Here is a 25,080-nt window from a genome sequence, read left to right as displayed (position 1 = left end):
GATGTCCGACGCGCCTCGCTCCGACGCGGCTCGCGATTCGGCACCGCCCCGCGTCGAGCCCGTTCCCGGCGAACCGGCCGCGACCGCCACCGTCGGAACCGAGCGCGTCCTGCTCGTCGCCGACTACCACGCCGGCTACGAGGCCGGCCTGCGCTACGAACGCGGCGTCGACGTTCCCAGCCACGCTCCCGAGCGACGGGAGCGGTTGCTCGAGTTACTCGAGCGCACCGCTCCCGACCGACTCGTCGTGCTCGGCGATCTGATGCACTCGATCGGTGATCCGGGCGGCGCGGAGCGCGGCGAACTCGAGGTCCTCTTCGAGGCGTTCCCGCCCTCACTGTCGGTGACGGTGGTGAAGGGGAACCACGACGGCGGCATCGAGGACTGGCTCACCCCCGAGAGCGAACGCGAGGTCGCCGCGCTCGAGTTCGATCCGGAGTCCGTGACGGTCACGCCAGGCGCCGGCGTCGCACTCGGTGACGGCGCCGTCGGCGTCTGTCACGGCCACACCTGGCCGGCGCCGGCGGTCCTCGACTGCGACGTCGTCTGTCTGGGTCACGAACACCCCTGCGTTCGCCTCGAGGACGAGGTCGGCGGCAGCCGCGTCGAGCGGGCGTGGCTGCGCGGCCGGCTCGATCCCGCCCCGTTCCGCGAGCGTCCCGAGTACGAGGGCGTCTCGTGGCTCGAGCGAGACGACGCGGCGCCGCCGCGGGTCGTCGTGGTCCCGGCCTTCAACGACCTCGTCGGCGGCACGTGGGTCAACCTGGCGAACCAGTCGTTTCTCTCGCCGTTCCTGCCCGCGGGATTGGTCGACGGCGAAGCGTATCTGCTGGACGGGACGCGGCTCGGACCGTACGATTCGGTGTAGTCGGTTCTGGATTCGGCCGCGACACCGCCAGCGCATGTAAGCCGAATCACCATCCCGTGACCGCGAGAACGGGACGTATGCCCATGGAAACGTACCGGCTCGAGCTACGGGAAACGGAGACCAACGGGATCGACGCCGACGTCTACGCTGACGACGTGATCGAGGAATCGACTCGAGTCGACTACGAGGCTCACGACATCGAGCCGCCCGAGTCGCGCGACGAGGAGCCGGCCTACAGCGAAGAGGTCACGGCCGACGTGACGACGCTGGACCTGCAGTACCAGCGCGACGACGGCGGTTTCGAGTTTCGACTGCTGGGCGATCGGGACGAACTGACGCGAATCAGGATCGACGACGAGGAGTGGAATCTGAACTGAGGGGATCGTGGCCGCGATCGGTGCCGGCGATCGACCGTCGTCTCAGGCCTGCCGGGAGGCCTCGGGGAAATTGAGCTTTCGGGCGACGACCGCGGCCAGTCGCTCGGCCAGCGGACTGCGGTCGATCATCGCCGTCCGGTGGAACCACGCCTGAGCGAAACACGGGAGCGCGGCGGCGAGGCTCACGAAACCGCTCACTGCCCACGGTGTCCCGCCGGTTACGAGCCACGCGACGCTTCCGACGCCGACGAGACAGAGGACCGCGCCGCTGGCGACGTACGCCCGCCAGAGCCGCGGTGCTCGAGCCCGTTGCTCGTCGGTATACGAGCGCGCTTCGTAAACGGAGAATCCCCCGCCGACCACGAGGAGGAGCGAGAGGAAGCCGAAGAACACGTTGAGCATACTCGATAGTTCCCCCCGACTCCCCATAACTGTTTCCCGACCAACACGTGGACCGGTCGAGACCGGACGGTGAGAACGCCGTTTCGTAATTCGTGCCGGGTACCGATCCGCCACTGATCGCCGTTACTCCCGCTGGACCGTCTTCGACTCGATGCGGTCTCCGTCGCGCCACTGGTAATAGTAGTACGTCGTTCCGGCGATCTCCTTGACGGTAACCGTCGCCCGTTCCGGGACGTCTGGGGGGTACTCGCGGTCGGAATCGGTAGCGTCGCCATCGTCACTGGCGTCGTCGGTCTCGCTACCGGTATCACTGCCGTGTTCGCCCGGAGTCGAACTCGTCTCCGCACTCGTCGACGCCTCAGACTCCCCTGCGGTCGATTCCGTCCATGCCGCGAGCGCCTCGAGATACTCCCCGATAGCGCGGAGTTCGTCGGCGTCCCGATCCTCGAGTCGCGCCAGCGCCTCCCTGGCGTCGCGGTCGAGATCGGACGGCGGCGTCGGTCGGTCGCGATCGTTCGTCATCGGGTCGTCTCGAGGGTGGGTCGCCGCCGGTAAAACGTCCGCCGGTTCCGGACGACGCGCAGGTAGACTGGCCAGTCCGTTATCCCGGATCGTCTCGGACGTCGCTCAGCGCATTCGCTATCGACTCACACATTTGCTTTCCGACGAAATTCCGTCGAATACGGTACTAGACCCCTTTACTCGATATATACACAATCTACGTGTAGATTTATATACGCGAACGGGGACGATCCCGATGACAATGAGTTCACAGGAGCAGCGATCGCGATCCCGGATCGAACCGGTTCCCGACGACCTCGACTCCGCGCAGGCGAAACTCGTCTACCTCTGTCTCGAGGCGACGGGTGGCGCCACGGCCGACGATCTGGGCGACCTGCTGGCGATGAAGCAACTCTCGATCCTGAGTCTGCTGAACACGCTCTCGAGTGACGGATTGATCGAACAGCGCGGCGAGGAGTACGTCGTCGCGAACTGAGCGGTCGGATCGGAACTGAGGAACTAGCGAGCGTTCTCTGAGCGAACCCAATCACGTCTTCTCGGAGGTTCGATTGAGAGGGTCAGTTAGACGGAGACACCCACCCCATCGTGTTCAGTGTTTTCGACTGGAGGTGGTAACCTTATCGAGATCTACGACTCTATCGGCTAATTAGTGATTCTTTGAGCGTTTTAACAGAACCGACAAGAACTGGTAGCTGGGATTCCCGGGCACCCCATGTTTCCGCTCTATAGAATCCGAGTTCACTTTGTCGTCTCGCCAGTGCAACGGGCACACACCACCTTTCCGCTCTATACCTAACGGAGATACTCTATTGATGGATATTTATACGGAATATGAATAGGGGAGCTCTTCTATTGCGGAAAGAATCGATGATGGCGATACGAATCTGAACTGGAGCTGAGTTGCGAGTATAACTCGTCCTTGCAATCGTCTGAGAACGGTATTCCTGAATAGCCAGAATAGGATTATGCTACCTATATCGATAAATATATAAATAATCATTGAATCTCCGTAGCGCCTTCGAAGCAGTCGATGCTGTACATACCAGATTTCTCTGTGTGCCTCCCTAAGCGTCTCTTATGGATCTATAGAGCGGAAAGGTGGGGTGGGGGTGCTCAATTCTCCTTTCGAACTCATCTCTTGGTTCCTCGTTCAATGATACCACCCACTTCAGGTTCGTTAGAGCGGAAATGTGGTTTCGAAAGACACCCCTCCTTTCCGCTCTATAATCCCTCGAGAGCGCTTCTTCTCCGATCTTTATCTGATATAGAGCGGAAGCATGGCTCTATTTCAGAACTTTTATTTCAATATATCTCAACCAATAAAGTATGCCAACGGATTTCTTCGGAGGGATCTCATCGGTCTTTAAAAACAAGGATATGGTCCAAATAGACTACGTCGTTGACGAGGACCGAATTATCGGTCGCGATGACGAACTTGAGTCCCTTGCACAGTCCTTATACCCGGCAACGAACGGCTCCAAACCCTCTAACTGTCTCGTCTACGGGAAACCCGGGACCGGGAAATCGCTCTCTGTGAAGTTCATCACACAACGCCTCAAGGAAAAGGCCAAAGTAAACGACTACTCGGTCGGAATCGCATACGTCGATTGTTCGCAGAGTTCGAGCGAGACCGATGCGGTCATTCGAATCGCTCAGCAACTCAACGATCCAGACGTCTCCGGTGTCCGAATTCCCGATACTGGCCTATCTACTGGACAGTTCTATCAGCGAGCGTGGGAAGCGATGGACGCCACTCTCGACGTGTCGATCGTGATCCTCGATGAGATCGATAAACATCACTCCTACGACGATCTCCTGATGACGCTCTCGCGAGCGGGCGAGGCCAACAAATTGACTAACTCGTCTCTCGGCGTCATCGGAATCAGCAACAAACCGCGATTCACTGATAAACTCAACGAGCGGACGCTCTCGAGTCTCGGCGAGCGCCGCCACGTGTTCCCGCCGTATACTGCAACTCAGCTCAAGGAAATTCTCGAAGCCCGCAAAGACGCCTTCAAAGAGGGAGTACTTGAGGAGGGAATCACGGCGAGAGTCGCCGCCCTCTCTGCGCGGGAGTACGGTGATGCGAGAAAGGCGATGGATATTTTCAGATACGCCGGTGAGATCGCCAACGAAACCCAGTCTGAAGTCGTCAAAGATGAATTCATTGACGAGGCGTTTGAACGTGCCGAGCGCGATGAAATCCTCGAGATCATCTCGACGCTCCCCTATCATTCCACCCTCGTTATCCAATCGGTCGCCGCGTTAGCAGCCGATCGGAACACTGAGCAAGAGCCCGTCACAACGACAGAAGCCTACAGCCTCTATAAGCGGAAGTGCTCTCTCGAGGAAATCAGTCCGCTCTCGGAACGGCGGGTTCGTGATCTCCTCGAAGAGGCGGAGTTCCTCGAAATCATCACTCGAACTACCAAAGCCGCAGGGAAAGCCAAAGGCAGCCGTACGACGATCACGCTGGTAGACGATCCGGAGAAAACGCTTGAAGCCTGCAAACTGATCGAGCCTGACGAGTGAAAGAGGCTATAGAGCGGAAAGGTGGGGTGGGCGTCCTCAATTTATATAGCTATGTCTGCTTGTTCGACGACTACCGTATCCTGTTTACACTCCGATCACCCCCCCCTCCTCATCAGTTCACGCGGTGTCATCTCTCTCCGCCGTCTATTCGTGTAGCGAGGTCCTGACTGCCACGACCAGATAGAGACACTCTCGTGAAAAGTGGGGGTGGAGGTCCAACGACACCCCTGAATTTCGGCATCCAGCAGACACTCGAGGACCGGAAGCCCCCTCCGTTCCCTACTCGAACGGTCGCTCCTCGAGTCAACGATGCCTCACCGATCGCTGACACACTCGTGGCTACTCTCCTCGAGACTACGACGGAAAAACAAGCGGAACGGAACCGAGGACCGACGCCGATCGGCAAACCTCGACGGTCAGTACTGTTCGAGGTACCGGTCGATCTCCCATTGGGAGACGTCGACGAGGTACTCCTCGAACTCCTGGCTCTTGGCCTCGACGAACTTCGGTGCGACGTGCTCGCCGAGCGCGTTGTAGATGACCTCGTCCTCCTCTAAGGCCTCGACGGCCTCGCCGAGGTTCGACGGCAGCGTGTCGATGCCGTACTCCTCGCGCTTGGCCTCGTCGAACTCGTAGATGTTCTCCCGGACCGGGTCGGGACACTCGAGGTCCTGCTCGATGCCGTCGAGACCGGCGTGGATCATGACGGCGAAGGCGAGGTACGGGTTACACGAGGGGTCCGGCGAGCGCAGTTCGATGCGCGAGGCGGCCGGGACGCGGGCGGCCGGCTTGCGGACCAGCGCCGAGCGGTTGCGGTCCGACCAGGCGACGTAGACCGGCGCCTCGTAGCCCGGCACCAGACGCTTGTAGCTGTTCACGGTGGGGTTCGCGACCGCCGTGATCGCCGGCGCGTGCTCGAGGATGCCCGCGAGGTAGGAGTGCGCGGTATCGCTGAGGTTGAACTCGTCGTCCTCGTCGTGGAACGCGTTCTCGCCGTCCTCGGTCATCAGCGACATGTGCGTGTGCATGCCCGAGCCGTTGATCTTCGGGATCGGCTTGGGCATGAACGTCGCGTGCAGGTCGTGTTCGGCGGCGATGGCGCGGACGACGGTGCGGAAGGTGGCGACGTTGTCCGCGGTCGCCAGTGCGTCGTCGTACTCGAAGTTGATCTCGTACTGGCCGCGAGCGACCTCGTGGTGGCTGGCCTCGATCTCGAAGCCCATGTCCTCGAGGCCGTAGATGATGTCGCGGCGGACGTCCGAGGCGAGGTCTTTCGGCGCGAGGTCGAAGTAGCCACCGTGGTCGGCGGTGTCGGTCGTCGCGTGGCCCTCCTCGTCCTCCTCGAACATGAAGAACTCCGGCTCGGGCGCGAAGTTGACATCGTAGCCCATCTCGTTTGCGCGCTCGATGGCCCCTTTGAGGACGTTGCGCGGGTCGCCCTCGAAGGGTTCGCCCGTGGAGGTGTTGTAGACGTCACAGATCATCCGGGCGGACGCCCCGTCCTCGCGCTGTCTCCAGGGGAGGACGGCGAACGTGTCCGGATCGGGAACCAGACGCATGTCCGATTCCTGAATGCGGACGAAGCCCTCGATCGAGGAGCCGTCGAAGTAGATCCCCTCGGTGAAGGCCTTCTCGGCCTGGCGGGCCGGCACGGAGACGTTCTTCACCGTCCCCAGGATGTCGGTGAACTGCAGTCGAAGGAAGTCGATGTCCTGTTCTTCGATCTCGTCCAGTACCGCCTCTTCCGCGGACGTGAGATTTCCGCTTGTCATCTTCTGTCGAGTAGGACATTGGATTCTAATACTAAAGTTCTACTGATGTTGGCGAATACTCCTATAGAGAGATAAATATGGACGTATGTTGTTTAGAATAGGGTGTATCAGGGGTTGCGACTAACAACGTCTGAAAAACGTCGGAGAAAACTGAATAGACGTGGAGGGGTAACCGAGCGTCCGTGACGAACGGACCGGAGAACGGCACTAACCGGAATCTCATCTGGGATCGCACGCGAGATGCACATCGGTGGGATGTCCACGGCTCAGCGGCACAGTTGACCGAGCACGGACAGCTCGTCAGCGCTGTCGTCGTTCGATCGGCGGGACCGTTATCGCCCCGACGCCCGATAGTCCGACGTCGATGGTCGCTCGCCAGACCCGAATCGTGGTCCGGATCGTTCGCTGCCACGTCGCGGTCGGCCGAGGGGTCGACCGATCGGGCGTCGCGTCGTCGGGACGCGGCCGTTTCGCGAGCGTCGTCTCACAGACGGGGCAGTCGTATTCGACGTGTCGGTCCCGCGTCCGGCGAACCCAGTCGCCGTCGATCGGGTTCGCGTGGTCGCACTCCCAGCAGAACAGGGTCGATTTCCGGGACACTGGCGGACGCTCGTCGGAGGTGGTTGCGGGCCGAGTCATCGACTGGTCCGACGGGGACGGCGCGTAAAGCCGTCGGCTATGGTTCGAATCGTCCACGCGAGTCCTCGCCCGTATACGAGCGATTTCGATCGAAACGGCGCTGTCTCCTGGCGCGACAACCGGTCGCCTCGCCGGCGGCTATGGAGCGGCTTCGAGGGTCGACGATCCAGTCGCGACGACCGATTCGCAGTCACGCTCCTCCCGCCGATTCAGACGAATTCATCCGAGTAGATCGGCGGCGAGTCCGTTCATTACGTCGGATTTCTCCACCCGGAACGTCGTCTCGAGTCGGGTCACGCTGCTGCTGGCCGTCGCCTGCCGCCGTCACCGATTTCAGCGAGAAACCGATAGGGACGGTATGGACGGACCATCCAGCCCGACGTCCCTCGAGACCGGCGACGACCTCGACGCTTTCCTCGAGGACCACGACGTCGCCCTCGTCGAGTTTTACACCAGCGGCTGTACGATGTGTCAGGCGATGGAACCGGTTCTGGGCAACGTCGCCCGCGCGACCGGAGTGCCCGTCGCGTTGATTAATCCCGGCGACGATATCGGTCTCGTCGACCGGTTCGAGATCCGCTCGGTGCCGACGCTGATCGTGTTCGCCGACGGCGAGGAGATCGATCGCCGCGCCGAGGGGTTCGTCGGGGCCGACGACGTCGTGGCGATGCTCGAGGACGACGTGCCCGAGGCCGTCGACGCCGACGCCGCCTGAGTCCCTCGAGTCGCTACTCGTCGTCGGGCTCGAGGTCGGTCGGGTCGACCTCGCCCTCGAGGTATCGCTCCCCTAACTCCGTGATGTCGTACATTCCGATGGCCTGCTTCTCCAGCAGGCCGCGCTTGGTGAGCTCTCGGCAGCGGTAGGCGGCGTGGGGCGCGCGACAGACGCCCTCCTCCTCGATGTGGTCGGGATCGAAGATGTAGTTCTCCCGCATCAACTCGAGGATGTCGTCGTCGGCGGGGTCCATCCAGTCGGCGGGGACGTCCGGTTCCGCTTCGTCAGCATCGTCGTCCGCGCTCGGGGCGTTCTCGTCCGGTTCCTCGTCACCGTCGTTCGCGTGCGGTTCGGTCATGCTGGTTCTCCCCGTGAATACGGTCGCGTCGGCCGGAGAAACGCAATCGGGCTACAAGATACTGTTGCATCGCTCCGTCGCGCTCGGGTCCGGGGCGTTCGTGCTACGACCGCGACTCCTCGGGGGCGGCGTAGTCCACGTGGACGTTCGGGACGGCGCCCGGCGCCAGCCCCGTGATCCGACAGTCGACGAACGTCACGTCGACGAGATCACCGGTGAATCGGAACCGGAGCGTCCCGGTTTCGATTGTCCCCTCGACTGACGATCCCGAGACGATCGTCGCCGACTCGCCGTCGTCGTCGACCAGTTCGATCGTCCCGTCGACCGTGATCTCGAAACTCGAGGGCGTCTCGTGACCGATGATCGTCAGCGTGTTCGACGACGGATCGGCGTCTCGAGTCGTCGCGGCGATCGTCGCGGTCGGCGAGTCGGTCGTCGCCGCTGTGGCCGTTCGACTGGTCGGCTCGATCGCGGCCGCTCGATCGTCGCCGTTCGTCGTCTGCGAGTCGCGTGTCGCGCACTTCCGTTCCATATACCGGATGAAGTCGAGCATACAAGCATAAACTTTCCCACCCAACTATCGATCGGATTTGTTGAAATATGAGATATTATTGCTATTCCGAACGCTATTTTCACCAATCAGTGACGGTCGTCGCATTTGATTCGACGACCGATCACGAAACACTTATGGCCGAATCGGAAGAAGAACCGGCCACCGAATTCTATGTCACTCTCTCGCCTGCTCTCCGGTCTCTTTACCGGATCGGAGCCGAACACTGAGTCACCAGCGACGACACAGCACAGTGGCGAGAGCGATCCGTCGCCGACGGTCATCTACGAGTGTCGCACCTGCGGGACGACCGTCTCGGCGGACACGGCCTGCTGTCCGGCGTGTGACGACGACGATATCGTTCGTTACTCGATCGACTGACTGGGCGTCTCGACGTCGGACTCCGCTCCGCTGTGCTCGTATCTGGTCGTCTCGAGCGATTCGTTTTCGTCGATATCGAGGTAAATCGCGAACCCGAGTGCGATCAGGCCGAGCAGGAAGGCCACGAACGAGCCGACCGCACCGGTGAACCCGTCCTTTCCGCGGAGGGTTCGGACGACCGCGTTGCCGATTCCGGCGCTCCCGCCGAGGAGCCCAGTGGCGCCGGCGCCGTACAGGACGACGGCCGGATGGAACTTCTCGATCACGTATCGGGTCTTCAGCCGCCAGATGAAACTCCGGAGCAACAGCAGCGAGACGAACCGCACGAACGGGACGTAGCGGATGCTGCTGGTCTCCTCCCCGTAGACGGCCGACATCGAGACGTCCGCGACGCGACACTCGTTGACGTTGAGGTGCGTCAACAGGTGGTTGAGGAAGCCGTATCGATCGGTAATCGACTCGAGATCGAGCCGTTCGATCGTCTCCCGCGAGATAGCGGTGTAGCCGTTCTGCGGATCGCCGACGGTCCAGTAGCCCGAGGCGAACTTCGAGAGACCGGTGAGCAGGGCGTTGCCGAAGAACCGGAACGCCGACATCCCCTCGCGGTCGTCGGGGTGGAGGAGGCGGTTCCCCTTCGCGTAGTCGGCCTCGCCCTCGACGACCGGGTCGATGATTCGATCGAGGATCGCGGGGTCCATCTGGCCGTCCCCGTTCATCACGGCGACGACGTCCATCTCGTCGTCGGCGGCGTGTTTGTACCCGGTCTTGACCGCCGCGCCGTAGCCGCGGTTCTCCTTGTGGCGGATCGGCACGACCCGCCGGGCGTCGCCGCCGTCGGCCAGCGCGAGCGCCGGCTCGGGTTCGGCGTCTTCGTTGATCCGCTCGGCGACGCGCTGAATCTCTCGCCAGCTGTCGTCCGGCGACGCGTCGTCGACGGCGTAGATCCGATCGACGAAGTCCGGAACCGTCTCGAGGACGGTCCCGACGAACGACTCCTCGTCGTAGGCCGTGACGACGACGCCGATTCGTTTGCCCTTATACATCGTCTGCCCCAGCGTTCTCGAGGGTGCCGTCGGTTTCCGTCGCTCGCTCGTCGGTGCCGCCGTCGGCGGTCAGCGAGCGTTCGTCCGCCGCGATCGCGTCCGCTCCGCCGTTACCCCGCGGCGGCCGTCCGTCCGCCGTTCCGCCGAGGGTGTATCTCCGGTGTGGCGTTCCCGAGAGGTCGACCGCGTCCCGGCCGTCGACGACGATCATCGGCTCGAGGTCGGCCCACGGAATCGACTCGAACTCGGCGTGAGGCGTCACGACGACTGCGGCGTCGAACGACTCGTCCGCAAGATCGTCGAGATCGACCGCTCGAGCGCCGTAGTCGGCGGGATCGACCAGTGGATCGACTCCAGCGACATCCGCGCCGGCGTCTCCCAGCGCGTCGATCACGCCGATCGCCGGCGACGCGCGCGTTTCCTCGACGCCGGGCCGGTAGGTGATCCCGAGGACGACGACGGACGCGTCCTCGAGGTCGGTGCCGGTCGCCTCGAGTTCCCGCTCGAGTCTGTCGACGGTGACGGCCGGCATCTCGTCGTTGATCCGGCGGGCCGTCCGCGTCAGGTCCATCGGCGCCTCGGCCTGCGACAGCAAGAAGTGCGGGTAGAAGGGGATGCAGTGGCCCCCGACGCCCGGCCCGGGATCGTGGAGCTGGCACATCGGCAGGTCGTTGGCCGTCCCGATCGCCTCGCGGACCGAGATGCCGAGTTCGTCGGCCAGCCGACCCAGTTCGTTGGCCAGTCCGATGTTGACGTCCCGGTAGACGCCCTCGAAGACCTTGACGGCCTCCGCGGTCGTGGCGTCCGAGACCGGGTGGACCTCGTTGTCGGAGAGTTCGTCGTAGACGACGGCCGCGGCCCGGGTGCTCTCGTCGTCGATCCCGCCGACGACCTTGGGATACGCGCCGCGGATGTCTTCCAGCGCGCGGCCGCTGGACGTCCGCTCCGGACAGAACGCCAGTCCGAACTCGTCGGCCGCGAGGCCGCTTTCCTGTTCCAGGTGCGGCTGAATGACGTCCCGGCAGGTTCCCGGCGGGAGCGTCGACTCGGCGATGACCAGGTCGCCCGGCGCCAAGCCGGCGGCGATGTCGTCGACGACCGACTCGACGGTCGCCAGGTTCGGTTGGTCGTCCTCGTCGAGCAGCGTCGGGACGATGATCACGTGGATCCGCGCGTTCGCGGCCGCCGCGGGGCCGTCCGTCGTCGCCTCGAGTCGACCGGCGTCGACCTGTTCGGCGACGAGCTCGTCCAGTCCGGGCTCGCCGATGACGTGGCTCTCGCCGTCGTTGATCCGCTCGACGACGTCAGGGTCGATGTCGACGCCCGTGACGTCGCCCGTCGTTTCGGCGTAGACCCCCGCCAACGGCAGCCCCATCTTCCCGAGGCCGTAGACGGCGACCGGGATCTCGCCGTCGGTCAGCAGCTCGCGCTGGCGCGCCGGTTCGATCGCCGCGTCGTAGAGGCCGGTGTCGATTTCGTCGGCGGAGTCGTCGCCGACCATCAGGCCTCCACCTCCCGTTTCTCGCTCTCCTCGGTGACCATCGAATCGATCGTCTGGACGGTCTCGAGGGCCTCGATCCCGTCTTCCGCGGTGACGACCGGCTCGGAACCGGTCCGGACGGCCTCGACGAACGCCTCGAGCTCGTGGCGCAGCGGCTCGCCGTTGTCGACGCGCGGCCGTTCGACGACGCTCTCGTGGCGGTACCGGCGCTTCCCGTCGTCGGTGAGGTACTCCGGATAGGAGTCGCGGTGGATCAGCACCGACTGCTCTAAGTAGTCGACCTCGACGAGACACTCGCGGGCGGTGACGGTCAGCGTCCGGACTTTCTTCTGCGTGACGCGACTGGCCGTCAGCGAAGCGACGACGTCGTCGAACTCCATCGTCGCCGTCGCGTACTGACCGCCTTCGGTTCCCGTCGCGGTCACCGAGTCCGGCTGATCGTCGAGCAGGGCCCCGACGACGTCGATATCGTGGACCATCAGATCGAAGACGACGTTGCCCAGCGCGGTGCGATCGAGCGGCGGGCCGAGCCGCTCGGCCTCGACGCTGATGACGTCGAGATCGTCGATCAGGTCGGTCACCGTCTGAACGGCCGGGTTGAAGCGCTCGATGTGACCGACCTGGAGGACGAGACCCCGTTCGTCGGCCTGCTCGGCCAGATCGCGGCCCTGTTCGGTCGTCTCGGCGATCGGCTTCTCGACCAGGACGTGGACGCCGGCGTCCAGACAGGCCGAGACGACGTCGTAGTGTGCCCGCGTCGGGACGGCGACCGTGACGACGTCACAGCGCTCGAGGGCGGTCTCGAACGGGACGGCGTCGGTGGCGTACGCGTCGGCGACTCGCTGCGCGATCTCCTCGTCGTGGTCGGTAACGCAGGCGAGTTCGACATCTTGTAGTTGACTGTACACGCGCGCATGGTTCTCGCCCATGGAGCCGACGCCGATGACGCCGGCCCGAATCGGTCGTGAAGGTGTTTCGTTCATTGGGGGTGGAAGTGGTCGGTCACTGCTTCGACGACGGTTCGGCGGTCGCGCTCCGAGAGGGTCGGATGCACCGGCAGCGAGAGCACGGTTTCGGCCGCCCGCTCGGCCTCGGGGAGCGTCGCTGCGGCCGTACTCACCGTCTCGTAGGCCGGCTGTCGATGGATCGGCGTTCCGTAGTAAACGCCGGTGTCGACGCCACGCTCGTCGAGCGTCGCCGCCAGTTCGTCGCGCTCGTCGGTCCGGATCGTGTACTGGTGGTAGACGTGTCGGTAGCCGTCCGGTTCCGTCGGCGTCTCGACCGGTAGGTCGGCCAATTGTTCGTCGTAGTAGGCGGCGTTTTCTCGGCGTGCCCGGTTGAATTCGGGCAGCCGCTCGAGTTGCTCGCGGCCGATGGCGGCGGCGAGGCTCGTCATGCGGTAGTTGTGGCCGAGGTCGACGTGCTCGTAGCTGCCGCCCTCGCCGACGTCTCGGCCGTGATTGACGAAGCTCGCGGCCCGGTCGGCGAGGTCGTCGCGATCGGTCGTGATCATCCCGCCCTCGCCGGTCGTCATGTTCTTCGTCGGATAGAACGAGAAGCAGGCGGCGTCGCCGAACGACCCGACGCGGTCGCCGTCGATCGCCGCGCCGTGGGCCTGGCAGGCGTCCTCGAGCACGAACAGGTCGTGGTCGTCGGCGATCTCGCACAGCCGATTCATGTCGGCCGCCAGTCCGTAGAGGTGGACCGGCAGCAGGCCGACGACGTCGTCGCGCTCCTCGAGGACGCGTTCGACGGCGTCCGGATCGAGCGTGTACGTCTCCGGATCGATGTCGGCGAAGACGGGCGTGGCGCCGGCGAGTCTGATCGCGTTCGCGCTCGCGACGAAGGAGAACGGCGACGTGAGAACCGCGTCGCCCGCGTCGAGATCCAGCGCCTCGAGGGCCGCGTGCAGGGCGGTCGTCCCGTTGGACGTCGCGACGGCCCGGTCGGTCTCGCAGTAGGCGGCGAACTCGTCCTCGAAGTCCCTGACTTCGGGGCCGTCCGCGAGCATGCCGCTCTCGAGGATCTCGTCGACCCGTTCGACGGCGTCGGCGCTGAGCGTCGGATTCGCGATCGGGACGGAGTCGCCGGTCTCAGCGCCCTCGTCGCTCGGCTCCGGTGCCGACGCGTCGCTCTCCGCCTCGGCGACGCCGCCGTCGGCCTCCGCCACCGGGCCGGCGTCGGCGTCGGTTCCGGACCCGCTTTCGCTGTCGATGTCGGTGTCGGGATCAGTCATGCGATCTGGTTTGCTCCCTCGAGCGGTTCGGGCAACGCCTGCACCGTCGCCGGCGTGCCGACGGCGAGCGTGTCCGGTGGGACGTCCTCGGTGACGACCGCGCCGGCGGCGACGAAGGCGTTCTCGCCGACGGTGACGCCGGGCAACAGCGTCGCGTTCGCGCCGATCGATGCGCCGTCCTCGATCGTCGGTCCCTCGAGGCCGTCGTCCGTCCTGATGGGGTACTCGTCGTTGGTCAGGGCCGCGCTCGGCCCGATGAAGACGTTATCCCCGATCGTCGTCTCGGTCGGAATGTAGACGTTCGTCTGGAGGCTGACGTGCGAGCCGATCGTCGTCTGGCCGTCGATGACCGTCTTCGTGCCGACGAGGACGTCGTCGCCCATCCGCGTCCCTTCCCGGACCAGGACGTCGTGGCCGGTCGTGAACTCGTCGCCGATCGTCACGTCGCCGTAGACGATCGAGCCGGCCCTGATCGTCGCGCCGTCGCCGACTCGCGTCGGCTCGTCGAACTCGCCGTGACCGACCGTCGCATCGTCGTCGACTGTGCAATCGTCGCCGTGGACGAACCCGCTCACGGCGGTCCACCTCCGGAACCGATCCTCGAGTCCGTGCCGTGGGTGCGGAACTGTCGTGTTGGATGATGCATCATTGAGTACTCGATACCCGCGTGGGCAATCATCCGAATACAGCCGGTAGCACGGCTTTGTTATCCCCGCCCTGAGGGTCGCGTAGTCACGAACTATACTGACGCCGACGGTCGTCGCGGAGAAATTACCGCGATACAGCGGGTCCCGACCGCGTTCAGTCGAATCGGACGGCCAGTTACGCCGAAATGTCGACGTAGACGTCAGTCACGACCTGCAACTGGTATAAATCCCTTTCGCAGGGGTAGCCGAGTGATAGTAAAGTGCCAATCCCTCCCATTCGGTGACGTGAGGTATCCGAATAGCCCCGGAACCCGGATTCGGAAACCGGTTTGGGAACGCGAGGACGCCTATGTCTGAACACGAACTGACACAGGCCGAACTGTTCGACGTCTTCAGCAACGCTCGTCGGCGGCGGACCGTCCAGTATCTCAAGCGGCAGGGCGGTGCCTGCGATCTCGCCCCGCTCGTCGAACAGGTCGCTGCCTGGGAAAACGACGTCGACCCGGACGAAGTAACGCGCACGCAGCGTCGGCGGGTGTACATCTCCCTGTACCAGACCCACCTGCCGATGCTCGAGGAACACGGGATCGTCGACTGGGACCCCGACGATCACACCATCGATCTGCTCCCCCACGAGGACGTCTTCGACCCCTACCTCGATCACCGACTCGAGGACCAGCGGGAGTGGCACCGGCCGTACGTGACGGTAACGGCGCTTGGCGTTCTCGGACTCGTGGTATCGTGGCTCTCGATCGGCCCCCTGACGACGGCCGTCGCCCCGGTCGTCGCACTGGCGCTTTGTCTGTTCGTTCTCGCCCTCGCAGTGGTTCAGCACGTCTCGCGGCGACCCGATCTCGAGTTGCCGCTCGGATTGACGAGCTGAACGGCCGTTCGCCCCTGCGCCCCCCAACTGGTTCCGTGCGCCCTTCGATCCCTCGAGACTCGAGTCCGTCCCCGTCCGCCGATCAGCCGGCGACCGAGTCGCGAGCGCGCCGCTCGAGGAGTTCGATCGGATCGATCCGGTGCGCCGTCGGTCTCGGGCTGCTACGGGCGGATCGTCCGCCTGCGGAGTATCCTTTCGGGGAGAGCGGTCTCCAATCACGGACTAACTGACGGGCGTCGACTGATGATCCCTGAACGGCGACCCGGTCTCGGAGTTCCGGCCGATCCCGATTCGACCGTCAGTTCGGACTGACGTGAGCGACGACGGTCCGGGATACGATTCGCAGACAGAACGCCAGTCGCGAGCGGCAGCGGCGATCGATGGCGACGACCTCACGGAGGGCGACGTCGCGGACGCGTCACTCTCCAACGGTGACCCAGAAGTAAGTGTCCTCTTCGGCGTTCTCGTTCGTCGGCTCCTCGGGTGGCTCTCCCTGGTACAGGAGGACGCTAACGCGGACGGTTTCGCCCTCCGACGCCGTCGGCGTGACGTTCAGTTCGCCGTTCCCCGTCGTCCCGTCGTCCAGGGTCGTCTCGAGGCTCTCGAGCCGCGTCCGTTCGACGACGGTGTCGTTTTCGATCACCTGCTCCTGAACGACGACCGTGTAGTCCGTCGATTCGCCCTCCTGATTCGTGATCGAGACGGTCACCGGAACGGATTCGCCGGGCGCGACGTCGTCGGTGATGTTGCCGGCGACCTGCTCCTCACCGTCGGCGCCGCTGTACAGCGCCAGTTCGGTGTAGCCGCCGGTAGACGGCGGGACGAGAAAGCCGAGCAGGAGCGCGCCCGCCGCCAGTCCGATCGTGAGGACGACCAGTATCGAGGACGCCGTCGCGACGGCGCTCTCGTCTCGTCGGAGTCGGGCGAGCGACGCGAGCGGGGAGACGGAAAACCGCTCCGACGCCGGCGTTCGGAACCGCCGGACGACGCCGACCTGTGCGAACACGACGGTGACGGCACAGAGCGCCGCCGCCATCGCGACGGTCGTAAAGCCCCACTGGGTAAACGGCAGGACGAGTCCGACGATCGGAACGATCGCCAGCGAGAGCGCGACCGACAGCCCCAGTCGCTCGAGGACGTCGATGCCCCGCCGCTGCCGATCGATCCGCGTCGACAGCGCCTCGCGCCCGCTCCGTTCGGTCGCCGGGAACAGGACGGAGACGAGCGCGTACCCCGGGAGAAAGAGCACCAGCGGGAAGGCGACGAGCAGCCGCAGTGCGTTCCCGTCCGGCATGGCCGTTGCGATCCCGTACGCCAGTATCGCGGCGACCGAGACCACGGCGAGATCGAACGGATACTGGCGGATGACACCGACTCCCGTCAACCGACTCGTTCCGTGACTCATCTGTTAGACACCGGGTATCGGCCGAGAGGGTGCGATCTGTCTGGAGACGACGCGTAGAGCATTCTCGCTTCGTCTTCTCTTCCGGGAATCGCTTTGTTATGGTCGGGTTATCGCGTCACCGGCCGATAACCCCCCGTTGATCGTCGACGCTGGTCGAGTGCGTGATAAACGTTCACAGTTGGACCACCGATCGATATCGGTCGCTGCCTCCTCATCGGGACTCTCGGAATCCCATGTCAGAAATCGACGTACTGTTCTTCCCACTCCCGACGTTCCTGGATGCGCTCTCGTCCGGTCTCCGTGATCGCGTAGTAGTTCGTTCGTCTGTCGAGTTCCCCTTTCTCGACGAGCTCTTTGTTGACGAGCGTGTCGAGGTTCGGATACAGTCGACCGTGATTGATCTCGGAGCTATAATACTTCTCGACTTCGTCCTTGACGGTCTGTCCCGACGGCTGATCTGCGCCTGCGATCACGTACAGGAGGTCCCGCTGGAAGCCGGTCAGATCGTGCATTGCTCAATCACAGTGACCATTCCCCTGAGTAGATATTTGTTATCCGTATCATACAGCGGTGTTAGAGCTCCTTTCAACACATATTCTCGGAACTAAAGTGCACGTTCCGGCGATTCTCACTCCAGAGAGACGGTCCGTGCGCACGACGTCAGGCGACGATCGCTACTCGCACGACGTCAGGCGACGATCGCTACTCACACGCCTCTCGGCGTCCCCCGTTAGTCTACGCAGGCAGGCAGACCCCCACACTGAGACCGATCGGTTCGTCCGCGCTCACTCGTCGGTGGTCGGCATCGAGACGTCGATTCCGTCCGCCTGAATCTGCACCTCGAGCGTCTCGATCGTCGCCTCGTAGGCCGTCGTATGCGAACCGTCGTCGTCGAAGCGAACGCACTCGGACAGCAGTCCGCTCTCGAGAAGGTTATTGATTCGCCGATAGACCGTCGCCGACGAACTGTCCGTTCGTTTCGTCAGCTCCTTCGCCGTCTTCGGGCCGTCGCTCGTGGCGACGAGAATCATTCGCGCACATTCGTCGCCGAGGACGTCGAGTTGGGCGGACGGGTCGGGCGTGGATTCCGTTCGTGTATCGCTTGCTTGCATTGACATCGTCGTGTTCACCGAGTTCGGGGAGATCGACTTCGTTCGCTCTCGCGGGAGAGGATTCGATGCGGATCGACTGGGAGTGGTCCGTCCCGGTCGCGGGCGCCACCGTTACATTCCAGCACGACGATCGGTAAGCGACAGTGGTATTTTATAACGATGTACCTTATGCCGTGGAAACATCAGTATTCGTCGGCGAAACCCGACGTTTCTCGATCGAAATAGCCCGTTTCGATCCCTTGCGAGACGTTCAACACGCCCTTTGGACGCCGAATGCGGGCAAAGCCATCTGAATTCACTGTCCCATGTTATGAGACGGAATCCCGACAGGTGCTGCCTCGACAGCCGTACGGCGCGCTACGGACCGGAAACTGCTTATTTCGCGGTTCTCGGAACCACTCGCGAGGTGAACGGTCTCGGTCCTTTATTCGTATCTGCTCCCCTCGATAGGATGTCGTTCGGACGAGTGCGATGGTCTCGCGGCCGGACCCGCCGCTGTTGGCCCGCCGCGACTCACCACTGCTCGTCCGCGCACCACCCCCCAACCATGAAATCCACCCAACAAGACTGGAAGCCCATGGAATCGTCGACGGCAGGCGCTCGCTGTCGAAACTGCGGCACACACGTCACACAGCAGTTCGCGCGCGTTTTCGGTGACAACGGTGATATCGTCCACGGGTGTCCGGCCTGTACGACGTACCGCGAGATGCAGTCCGGCGGCCATCTGCCCGGTGAGTGACTCGCTGGGCGGTTCGGCTGCGACGTTCCGTTCGCGGTCGACTGTTTTCGGAGCCGACGTCTGACTCGAGTTCTCGAGCGACCGATTGCCGACCACCGCCGACTCCGTTCCGATCGCTATCGATCACTTCCGCCGCGACGCGCAGTCCATCGAACCGACGCGCTCTCGGAGACGACCGTCGGCTCGCGATGCGACGAGAGTCGCCCGCCTCGATCGGACGCCATCGCGGTCGCAGTGTACCCTGGCCTTACTCGAGTGCCCGCGGCGCCGCGCGCGTTCAGCGTCGGACGGCGACCTCCTAGCCTGCAAAAGTTAAAGTCAGTGGTCTGCGAAAGGGAAGCGTGCATGGTAGCTGGTGGTGGACTATTCGTGGAGCACGCGTTCTCTTCCTGATCGATGTCTGTCCAGACGAACCGAACTGAGTCGCTCGAGGAAAGTGAAGTGTTTCACATCCTCGGGAACGACAGACGGAGAGCGATCGTACAGTTGCTCGCCGAAGAGGCCGGACAGGTCGACGTCTCGGATATCGCCTCGGAGATCGCCGCCAGCGAGACGGACACGACGCCCGTTCCGAACAACCTCTACAAGAGCGTCTACGTCTCCCTGCAGCAGACGCATCTCCCGCAGCTCCAGGAAGACGCCGTCATCGAGTACGACTCCGATTCGAAGACGATCACGCCCGGGCCGAACTTCGATGACGTCTTACAGTACATCGACGGCCACGGCGAGCTTCAGCCGTCGGTCCTGCAACTCCACCTCGCCCTCTGTATCGTCGGCCTCGGGATCATCGCGCTCGCCGGGCTCGGACTCCCGCTCGTCTCGAGTATCGATCCGGTACTCTCGAGCGTCCTCGTGCTCCTGATCGTCGCCGCGAGCAGTCTGTATCGGCTGCTCAGCTGACCGTCTTCGCGTCTAGTCAGGCGGAACCGCCGTCGCTTCTCCCCGTAGCGCGCTCCAAAAAAGATCGGCTGCCTGCGTCGCGCGACTCGGATCAGTTCGCGGCAGTGGTGTTGCCCGTCGCGTTGGCGCTCTCGTTGACGGTGGTGTTGGCTTCACCGTCGACAGAGACGGTATCGTTCTCGAGGTCGCCGTCGCCGCTCGTCGCCGCGGTGATCTCGATCGGGCTGACCTCGCCGGAGAACTCGGTGAGGACCATGTGGACGTACTGGCCGGGCTCGAGGTCGCTCGTGTCGACCTCGAACTCGACGTCACTGGTTTCGCCGGCTCCCAGCGTTACCTCCTGCGCTTCGACCAGGTCACCGTCCAGACGGAACTGCGCCGCTTCGGTCCGCTCTTCGTCCGTCGGGTTCGTGATCGTTGCCGTGACGGTCAGCGGCTCACCGACCGCGGCAGTGTCCGGTGCCTGGAGGTTCTCGACCGTGAACGAGTCAGCGGTTTCTTCTTCCTCAGCTGGCTCTTCGGTCTCGCTCGGTTCCTCGGTGACGGGTTCTTCAGTCTCGTTCGGCTCTTCGACGACTGGTTCTTCAGTTTCGTTCGGCTCTTCAACGGCCGGTTCTTCGGTTTCGTTCGGTTCCTCAACGACCGGTTCTTCGGTCTCGTTCGGCCCTTCAACGACCGGTTCTTCAGTTTCGTTCGGCTCTTCAACAACCGGTTCTTCGGTCTCGTTCGGTTCCTCAACAACCGGTTCTTCGGTCTCGTTCGGTTCCTCAACAACCGGTTCTTCGGTCTCGTTCGGTTCCTCGACCGGCTGCTCGGGCTGCTCTTCGGTCGGCTGCTGAGGGAGCTCGCCGATGTCCCCGATGAACACGAAGACGGTCGCTTGTTCGATGACGATATCGGCGTTGCCGTTATCGGTCGCTCCGGACTGGGCCTCGGTCGGTGATTCGGTCTCGTTGGACTGCTCGTGGACCGAATCGCCCATTCCGTCGTGGTGGTCGCTCATTCCGGACTGATGTTGGCTGGCCGGAACGACCGTGACCTGACCGATCGTGACGTCTATCTGCTGCTCGCCCATCTCGAGCGTGCTCTCGGTCGCAGCATCGGTGTCGCTACTCGTATCGGTGTCGCTACTCGTATCGGTGTCGTTAGCAGTATCGGTACCGTTCTCGACGGAGATTCCGTCTGCGTTGTACCCGGAGTCGCTCTCATTGGCTGCGGGCATGTCCGGGTGGTCGGACATGTCCGGGGGGTCTCCGAGGAACACGAAGACGGTCACGTTTTCGATGTGGACGCTTATTCTGCCGTCATCGGTCTCGTTGGGCTCCTCGACGACTGGTTCTTCGGTCTCGGTAGGCTCCTCAACGACCGGTTCTTCGGTCTCGGTAGGCTGCTCGACGACCGGCTCTTCAGTTTCGTTCGGTTCCTCGACGACCGGTTCTTCAGTCTCGGTAGGCTCCTCGGCTGCCGTTTCGCCGACGGTGACGACGGCTTGGTCGGTTACCGGATCATCCGTCGCCGTCAGGTACGGAATGTCTGCTGCACCCTCGGTTTCGACGAAGTCGTACGTCTCGTTCGCGTTCGTGTCGCGATGCGGCATCGCGATCAGCGTCTCGTCTTCCGCGAGCGGTTCGTCGAGCGTCACTTCGACGTTCTCGTGCGTTCCCGCCTCGAGATACGCGGACGTCCCGATGACACTCGAGAAGACGTTTTGACCGTCGGCCAGCAGGCTGCTGTCGTGAATCACGACGAATCCGCCGCTGGCCATCGTCACGTTATCGATGACGACCGTCTCGCCCTCGGTCGCCTGATCGCTGAAGTTCACGTAGGCGTTCTGCTCGCCCTCCGTTTCTTCATCGATCGGTCCGGCCATCTCTTCGCCGTCACTGTCGTCCGATTCCTCTGCGACACTATCGTTCGACGCGTCCTCGGCTGTCGATGTGTCGTTCCCCTCCTCGAGTCCCTCGGGCTCATCGTCGTCGACTTGGTTGTGCTCGTCGACGGTTGCCGGTGCCGCACCGACGACCATCGCCCCGCTCGAGCACACCATCATCAACGCGGTGAGTACCACGAGTAGCTGATTGCGTGCGTTCATGTCTGTGCCGTGATGGCACTGATTACTCCGTGCGTTCGCCGCATAAACCGCCACAACCATTTCGTCACGTAACAGGAAACTACGGCCACGAGCGCCGGATCAGGATTGCAGGTCGATCCCGGAAAGCAATGGTTGGTGATAGGTTCACAATCCTCATTCGTTTCTCGGCTGTTCGGGCGACTGAGAAGCGGTCGGTTCGTGGCCCGGTAGACAGACCAGGTTCTCGCGACCGAGTCGGAGTTTCGTGATGCGATCCTCCTCCTCGAGTTCGGCGAGCAGTCGACTGACCTTCGCTTTCGACCAGTCGACGTCGTTGACGATCTCCGACTGTTTCATCCGCCCCCCGTTCTCGCGGATGAGTCGCTGGACGTGCTCGCGATCGGTGAGGAACTCCTCGTGTCGCGGTTCCGGATCGGCCACGAAGGCGTTCTGTTGATCGAACCGGTTGCGGGCGACGAGGACGCCGCTCAGGAGAGCGAGCGCGACGATGCCGGCAAGCGCCGCGAAATGCGGGCTCCACTCGATCTGTAGCGGCCGAGTCAACGAGACGACACCGCTCAGTGACTCGAGGTGGTGTGTCGGAACGACTGACTCGATGCCGATGCTGCCCGGACCGAAGGCGGCGATCGTCGCGAGACTAACTCGGAAGTGAATGCTCATGTGGATTGGATGGGGGTTGATTCGCTCACGTTTCCCTGTACCGTCGATACCGCTCTTCAAAATGTTTTTTATCAGTCATTTATCGTTCCTGTGCAGTATTTCACGATCGGTGATGGTGTCGGTCGTTCAGTCGCTCGTCGAGGGATTCCCGCCGCGCGATCCCTCCCCGCCCGGTGCGCGCCGTACCGGCATCTCGGTCCACGCGGCTCCGCCCGCGGTGGCTGTACAGTCGACCGAATCTCGACTGCCGGACCTGTCGACGGAACTGACGATGATGGCAGGCGCGATGGTGCTTCGGAGAGCCGTAGACCGAGGATTCGAATAAACTCGGTCGGACGTTTGAAACGACTAGCCGGGATTCGTTCCGATTCAGATGGTAAGCAATCAATTCGATGACTGTCTCGATAATCGAAACGGGCTCAGCGCCGGTCAGTCTCCTTCTCGAGCCGGTTCCGCGCCGATCCTCCGCGAGACGTCATCATCACTCGAATGACGTGAACCGGGACGCTATCGAGGCGGACCGTCGATGACGGCCCGACCGGTACCGTCGAGCAGTGCCGGGTCCGGTGGGCCGGTCTCGCGGCTTCCGTCGCGCCGGCTCAGTCGTCGACGTCGATCGGGCCTGGGCCGTCTCTCCGGAAGCCGCCGAATTAGCGGTGTCGCTGCGCTCGAGGCTGCCTCGACTCCCGATGCGGCCGAACGCTCGAGGCGAATACCGGCGCTGTGAGCGACCGCGAACGCCGCGGTGGCGTAACTCCCGGCGTGATCGAACTAGTGGGCACAACGGCTCTGCCGCGATGTCGCTGGCGCCGGTTCCGGCCGCCGGACCTGACCGACGCGCTTTCGAGGCCGAGACGGAGCATTGTCGGACGGTAGCCGTGTGAGTACGGAACCGAGACCGAGCAATCGCGGTGGACGACGCTGTCGCGGACGCGATCGCCCGCCCTAGACGCCCGGCACGCCGGCGGCCTCGAACCCGGTCACGCCGATGAGCGCGAGGACGTAGAGGACGATCAGGACCGATAGCCAGGCGACGATCGTAATCGCGGCGGCGTCGATCCAGCCGCCCGGATACCGAGCGTTGACCACTGCGAGATAGGCGACGAAGACCAGTAGCGGACCGAGCAGCGGGATCCAGCCGAGGAAGAACCCGACGACGCCCCAGACGACCGCCCCGATCAAGGCCGTGACGAGTGCGTACGTGTAGTCCTCGGCGTCGACGATGACCTTCGCGCCGACGTAGATGCCGACGGCGCCGATCAGCAGGCTGACGGCGAACACGACGAGGCTCTGTCCCGGTGTCGCGCCGCTCTGGCCGGGAATCGCGGCGAGCCCGGCGAGGGTCTGGATCATATCCGTCCGTGAGGCGGCGTATTCCGTTAGTTATCTTTCACCTACACTCACGGAAACGCCGTTCTATCCGCTACTAACTCGGTCTCCGAGCGGATCTCGTAGCGGACGATACCCTCACAGATATCAAACAGCGGGATATAGCGGCGTCTGCGGCCGTTTGAAAGCCCGTCCGCCGGTCAGCTGATTGTGCTTTCCTCCTGGATCGGCTCGGCGTCGGTGTCCACCGGCGCGAGTCGCGTCCCGTCAACGAGCGATTGAATGCCGCTCTCGAGGGTCACCCGCGGCTCGAACCCGAGCGTTCGCCTGGCCTTGGAGATGTCCGCACCGCTGTGTCTGATGTCGCCGGGACGGGGATCGCGGTGGACGATCGGCGAGTCGGAGTCGGTCGCGTCCCTGATCGTCTCCGCCAACTCCTCGATCGACGTCCGGCTTCCCGTACCGATGTTGTACGCCTCGCCGACCGCGTCGGTCGTCGCCGCCCGGAGGTTCGCCCGGACGATATCGCTGACGTGGACGAAGTCCCGGGTCTGTTCGCCGTCGCCCTCGATCGTGATCGGCTCGCCCGCGCGCGCCTGCTCGAGGAACGTCGAGATGACGCCGCTGTAGGGGCCCTGCTGGCGCGGTCCGTAGGCGTTGAAGTACCGCAGCGCGACCGTCTCCAGATCGTAGAGATCCGCGTAGCGGCGGGCGTACTGGTCGACGGCGAGCTTCTGGATGCCGTAGGGAGAGGTCGGTTCGGTCGAGGCGGTCTCCGACACGGGCAGTTCGTCGGGGTGGCCGTAGACCGCGGCGCTCGAGGCGACGACGACGCGGGCGTCCTCTTGGCGGGCCTGTTCCAAGACCAGCAGGCTCGCGTCGAGGTTCGTCTCGTTGCTCCGCCGGGGCGCGTCGACGCTCTGCGTGACGCTGACGAGCGCGGCGTGGTGGAAGATGATATCGACGCCGCGGGCCGCCTGCTGGAGGGCGATCGGATCGGCGACGTCGCCCTCGACGGTCGTTACGCTCTCCGGGAGATACGCGCGGTCGCCCGACGAGAAGTCGTCGAGGACGCGAACCTCGTTGTCCGGCGCCAGCGCCTCGACGAGGTGACTCCCGATAAAGCCCGCGCCGCCGGTGACGAGCACCGTCTTGTCGCGAATCGCTGTCGAATCCATTGGATCCTACCACCAGCGACCCGGTGTTTAGTATCCGATTCGTACCCCTGGGATTCCGCGACCCCCTCCCTCGTAAGCACCACTTACGGCGGCGCGTCGGCCGTTGGACCGCTGGACCGCCGCGCTCGTCGCCCGCCGAATCGACGCGTTCGCCGGCCGGGACCGGTCGGCACGGCGCCGACGTCCCGGCGGGGGCCGTGACTCGTTTGGGGAAGCTATATGCGCGACCCTCAGCAACC

At 63.6% G+C, this 25,080-nt stretch carries 26 protein-coding genes; 8 read left to right on the top strand and 18 right to left on the bottom strand.

The window, feature by feature from the left end; translation table 11 throughout:
• Position 1: 1 nt before the first annotated feature.
• The gene (locus tag WD430_RS22025; RefSeq protein WP_339106485.1) at positions 2-868 is read left to right on the top strand and encodes a metallophosphoesterase; all 867 of its coding nucleotides are present in this window, start codon (positions 2-4) and stop codon (positions 866-868) included.
• Between the two features lie 77 nt (positions 869-945).
• Positions 946-1,245: a hypothetical protein gene (locus WD430_RS22020; protein WP_339106484.1), complete on the top strand. Its 300-nt coding sequence runs from the start codon at positions 946-948 to the stop codon at positions 1,243-1,245.
• Positions 1,246-1,287: 42 nt separating this feature from the next.
• Here WD430_RS22020 and WD430_RS22015 read toward each other — a convergent pair whose 3' ends face one another.
• Together WD430_RS22015 and WD430_RS22010 are read right to left on the bottom strand one after the other, a co-directional pair.
• Positions 1,288-1,647 carry a hypothetical protein gene (locus tag WD430_RS22015; protein ID WP_339106483.1) on the bottom strand — a complete coding sequence of 120 codons (360 nt, stop codon included), beginning with the start codon at positions 1,645-1,647 and terminating at the stop codon, positions 1,288-1,290.
• Between the two features lie 123 nt (positions 1,648-1,770).
• Entirely contained in the window at positions 1,771-2,169 is a 399-nt protein-coding gene (locus WD430_RS22010) for a hypothetical protein (protein ID WP_339106482.1), read from the bottom strand.
• Positions 2,170-2,410: 241 nt separating this feature from the next.
• Here WD430_RS22010 and WD430_RS22005 point away from each other — a divergent pair, with 241 nt between their 5' ends.
• On the top strand, positions 2,411-2,644 hold the full coding sequence (locus WD430_RS22005) for a MarR family transcriptional regulator (protein WP_339106481.1): 234 nt from the start codon (positions 2,411-2,413) through the stop codon (positions 2,642-2,644).
• Positions 2,645-3,495: 851 nt separating this feature from the next.
• Positions 3,496-4,701, top strand: a complete 1,206-nt coding sequence (locus WD430_RS22000) for an AAA family ATPase (protein ID WP_339106480.1) — start codon at positions 3,496-3,498, stop codon at positions 4,699-4,701.
• A 416-nt stretch (positions 4,702-5,117) separates the two neighbouring features.
• Here WD430_RS22000 and glnA read toward each other — a convergent pair whose 3' ends face one another.
• Positions 5,118-6,473 carry a type I glutamate--ammonia ligase gene (glnA, locus tag WD430_RS21995; protein WP_339106479.1) on the bottom strand — a complete coding sequence of 452 codons (1,356 nt, stop codon included), beginning with the start codon at positions 6,471-6,473 and terminating at the stop codon, positions 5,118-5,120.
• A 300-nt stretch (positions 6,474-6,773) separates the two neighbouring features.
• Entirely contained in the window at positions 6,774-7,112 is a 339-nt protein-coding gene (locus WD430_RS21990) for a hypothetical protein (protein WP_339106478.1), read from the bottom strand.
• Positions 7,113-7,470: 358 nt separating this feature from the next.
• Here WD430_RS21990 and WD430_RS21985 point away from each other — a divergent pair, with 358 nt between their 5' ends.
• Positions 7,471-7,827: a thioredoxin family protein gene (locus tag WD430_RS21985; RefSeq protein ID WP_339106477.1), complete on the top strand. Its 357-nt coding sequence runs from the start codon at positions 7,471-7,473 to the stop codon at positions 7,825-7,827.
• A 13-nt stretch (positions 7,828-7,840) separates the two neighbouring features.
• Here WD430_RS21985 and WD430_RS21980 read toward each other — a convergent pair whose 3' ends face one another.
• Positions 7,841-8,185, bottom strand: a complete 345-nt coding sequence (locus tag WD430_RS21980) for a type IV toxin-antitoxin system AbiEi family antitoxin domain-containing protein (RefSeq protein WP_339106476.1) — start codon at positions 8,183-8,185, stop codon at positions 7,841-7,843.
• A gap of 103 nt (positions 8,186-8,288) precedes the next feature.
• Positions 8,289-8,717, bottom strand: coding sequence for a hypothetical protein (locus WD430_RS21975; protein WP_339106475.1), 429 nt, complete (start codon positions 8,715-8,717; stop codon positions 8,289-8,291).
• A 192-nt stretch (positions 8,718-8,909) separates the two neighbouring features.
• Here WD430_RS21975 and WD430_RS21970 point away from each other — a divergent pair, with 192 nt between their 5' ends.
• Positions 8,910-9,116 carry a hypothetical protein gene (locus WD430_RS21970; protein ID WP_339106474.1) on the top strand — a complete coding sequence of 69 codons (207 nt, stop codon included), beginning with the start codon at positions 8,910-8,912 and terminating at the stop codon, positions 9,114-9,116.
• Here the strand turns inward: WD430_RS21970 and WD430_RS21965 are convergent.
• The 5 genes from WD430_RS21965 to WD430_RS21945 are packed head-to-tail and all read right to left on the bottom strand — an operon-like array spanning position 9,101 to position 14,471.
• Positions 9,101-10,159, bottom strand: coding sequence for a glycosyltransferase family 2 protein (locus WD430_RS21965; protein WP_339106473.1), 1,059 nt, complete (start codon positions 10,157-10,159; stop codon positions 9,101-9,103). The two genes, WD430_RS21970 and WD430_RS21965, sit on opposite strands and share 16 nt — an antisense overlap.
• The gene (locus WD430_RS21960) at positions 10,152-11,660 is read right to left on the bottom strand and encodes a nucleotide sugar dehydrogenase (protein WP_339106472.1); all 1,509 of its coding nucleotides are present in this window, start codon (positions 11,658-11,660) and stop codon (positions 10,152-10,154) included. Before WD430_RS21960 ends, WD430_RS21965 begins: the two co-directional genes overlap by 8 nt.
• The gene (locus tag WD430_RS21955) at positions 11,660-12,643 is read right to left on the bottom strand and encodes a Gfo/Idh/MocA family oxidoreductase (protein ID WP_339106471.1); all 984 of its coding nucleotides are present in this window, start codon (positions 12,641-12,643) and stop codon (positions 11,660-11,662) included. Before WD430_RS21955 ends, WD430_RS21960 begins: the two co-directional genes overlap by 1 nt.
• Positions 12,640-13,896 carry a DegT/DnrJ/EryC1/StrS family aminotransferase gene (locus WD430_RS21950; RefSeq protein ID WP_339106470.1) on the bottom strand — a complete coding sequence of 419 codons (1,257 nt, stop codon included), beginning with the start codon at positions 13,894-13,896 and terminating at the stop codon, positions 12,640-12,642. Before WD430_RS21950 ends, WD430_RS21955 begins: the two co-directional genes overlap by 4 nt.
• The gene (locus tag WD430_RS21945) at positions 13,893-14,471 is read right to left on the bottom strand and encodes an acyltransferase (protein ID WP_339106469.1); all 579 of its coding nucleotides are present in this window, start codon (positions 14,469-14,471) and stop codon (positions 13,893-13,895) included. Before WD430_RS21945 ends, WD430_RS21950 begins: the two co-directional genes overlap by 4 nt.
• Before the next feature lie 421 nt (positions 14,472-14,892).
• Between WD430_RS21945 and WD430_RS21940 the strand changes: the two genes are divergently transcribed.
• Entirely contained in the window at positions 14,893-15,426 is a 534-nt protein-coding gene (locus WD430_RS21940) for a hypothetical protein (protein WP_339106468.1), read from the top strand.
• Positions 15,427-15,844: 418 nt separating this feature from the next.
• Here WD430_RS21940 and WD430_RS21935 read toward each other — a convergent pair whose 3' ends face one another.
• The 3 genes from WD430_RS21935 to WD430_RS21925 all read right to left on the bottom strand — a co-directional run bounded on the left by WD430_RS21935 (position 15,845) and on the right by WD430_RS21925 (position 17,949).
• A complete protein-coding gene (locus WD430_RS21935; RefSeq protein WP_339106467.1) occupies positions 15,845-16,831 on the bottom strand; it encodes a DUF1616 domain-containing protein in 987 nt (328 codons plus the stop codon).
• Positions 16,832-17,067: 236 nt separating this feature from the next.
• Positions 17,068-17,343: a PadR family transcriptional regulator gene (locus tag WD430_RS21930; protein WP_339106466.1), complete on the bottom strand. Its 276-nt coding sequence runs from the start codon at positions 17,341-17,343 to the stop codon at positions 17,068-17,070.
• A 273-nt stretch (positions 17,344-17,616) separates the two neighbouring features.
• The gene (locus WD430_RS21925; RefSeq protein WP_339106465.1) at positions 17,617-17,949 is read right to left on the bottom strand and encodes a winged helix-turn-helix domain-containing protein; all 333 of its coding nucleotides are present in this window, start codon (positions 17,947-17,949) and stop codon (positions 17,617-17,619) included.
• A 1,129-nt stretch (positions 17,950-19,078) separates the two neighbouring features.
• Between WD430_RS21925 and WD430_RS21915 the strand changes: the two genes are divergently transcribed.
• Positions 19,079-19,582 carry an ArsR family transcriptional regulator gene (locus tag WD430_RS21915; protein WP_339106464.1) on the top strand — a complete coding sequence of 168 codons (504 nt, stop codon included), beginning with the start codon at positions 19,079-19,081 and terminating at the stop codon, positions 19,580-19,582.
• 91 nt (positions 19,583-19,673) lie between these two features.
• Here WD430_RS21915 and WD430_RS21910 read toward each other — a convergent pair whose 3' ends face one another.
• From WD430_RS21910 to WD430_RS21895, 4 genes are all read right to left on the bottom strand, one after another.
• On the bottom strand, positions 19,674-21,674 hold the full coding sequence (locus WD430_RS21910) for a hypothetical protein (RefSeq protein ID WP_339106463.1): 2,001 nt from the start codon (positions 21,672-21,674) through the stop codon (positions 19,674-19,676).
• 153 nt (positions 21,675-21,827) lie between these two features.
• Positions 21,828-22,334: a helix-turn-helix domain-containing protein gene (locus WD430_RS21905; RefSeq protein ID WP_339106462.1), complete on the bottom strand. Its 507-nt coding sequence runs from the start codon at positions 22,332-22,334 to the stop codon at positions 21,828-21,830.
• Positions 22,335-23,279: 945 nt separating this feature from the next.
• On the bottom strand, positions 23,280-23,687 hold the full coding sequence (locus WD430_RS21900; RefSeq protein WP_339106461.1) for a hypothetical protein: 408 nt from the start codon (positions 23,685-23,687) through the stop codon (positions 23,280-23,282).
• A gap of 176 nt (positions 23,688-23,863) precedes the next feature.
• Entirely contained in the window at positions 23,864-24,841 is a 978-nt protein-coding gene (locus tag WD430_RS21895; RefSeq protein ID WP_339106460.1) for an NAD-dependent epimerase/dehydratase family protein, read from the bottom strand.
• Between the last annotated feature and the right edge of the window lie 239 nt (positions 24,842-25,080).

This window comes from Haloterrigena sp. KLK7 (assembly GCF_037914945.1).
In the GTDB taxonomy this organism is placed as follows: domain Archaea; phylum Halobacteriota; class Halobacteria; order Halobacteriales; family Natrialbaceae; genus Haloterrigena; species Haloterrigena salinisoli.
This window is presented reverse-complemented; position numbering and strand designations above follow the sequence as displayed.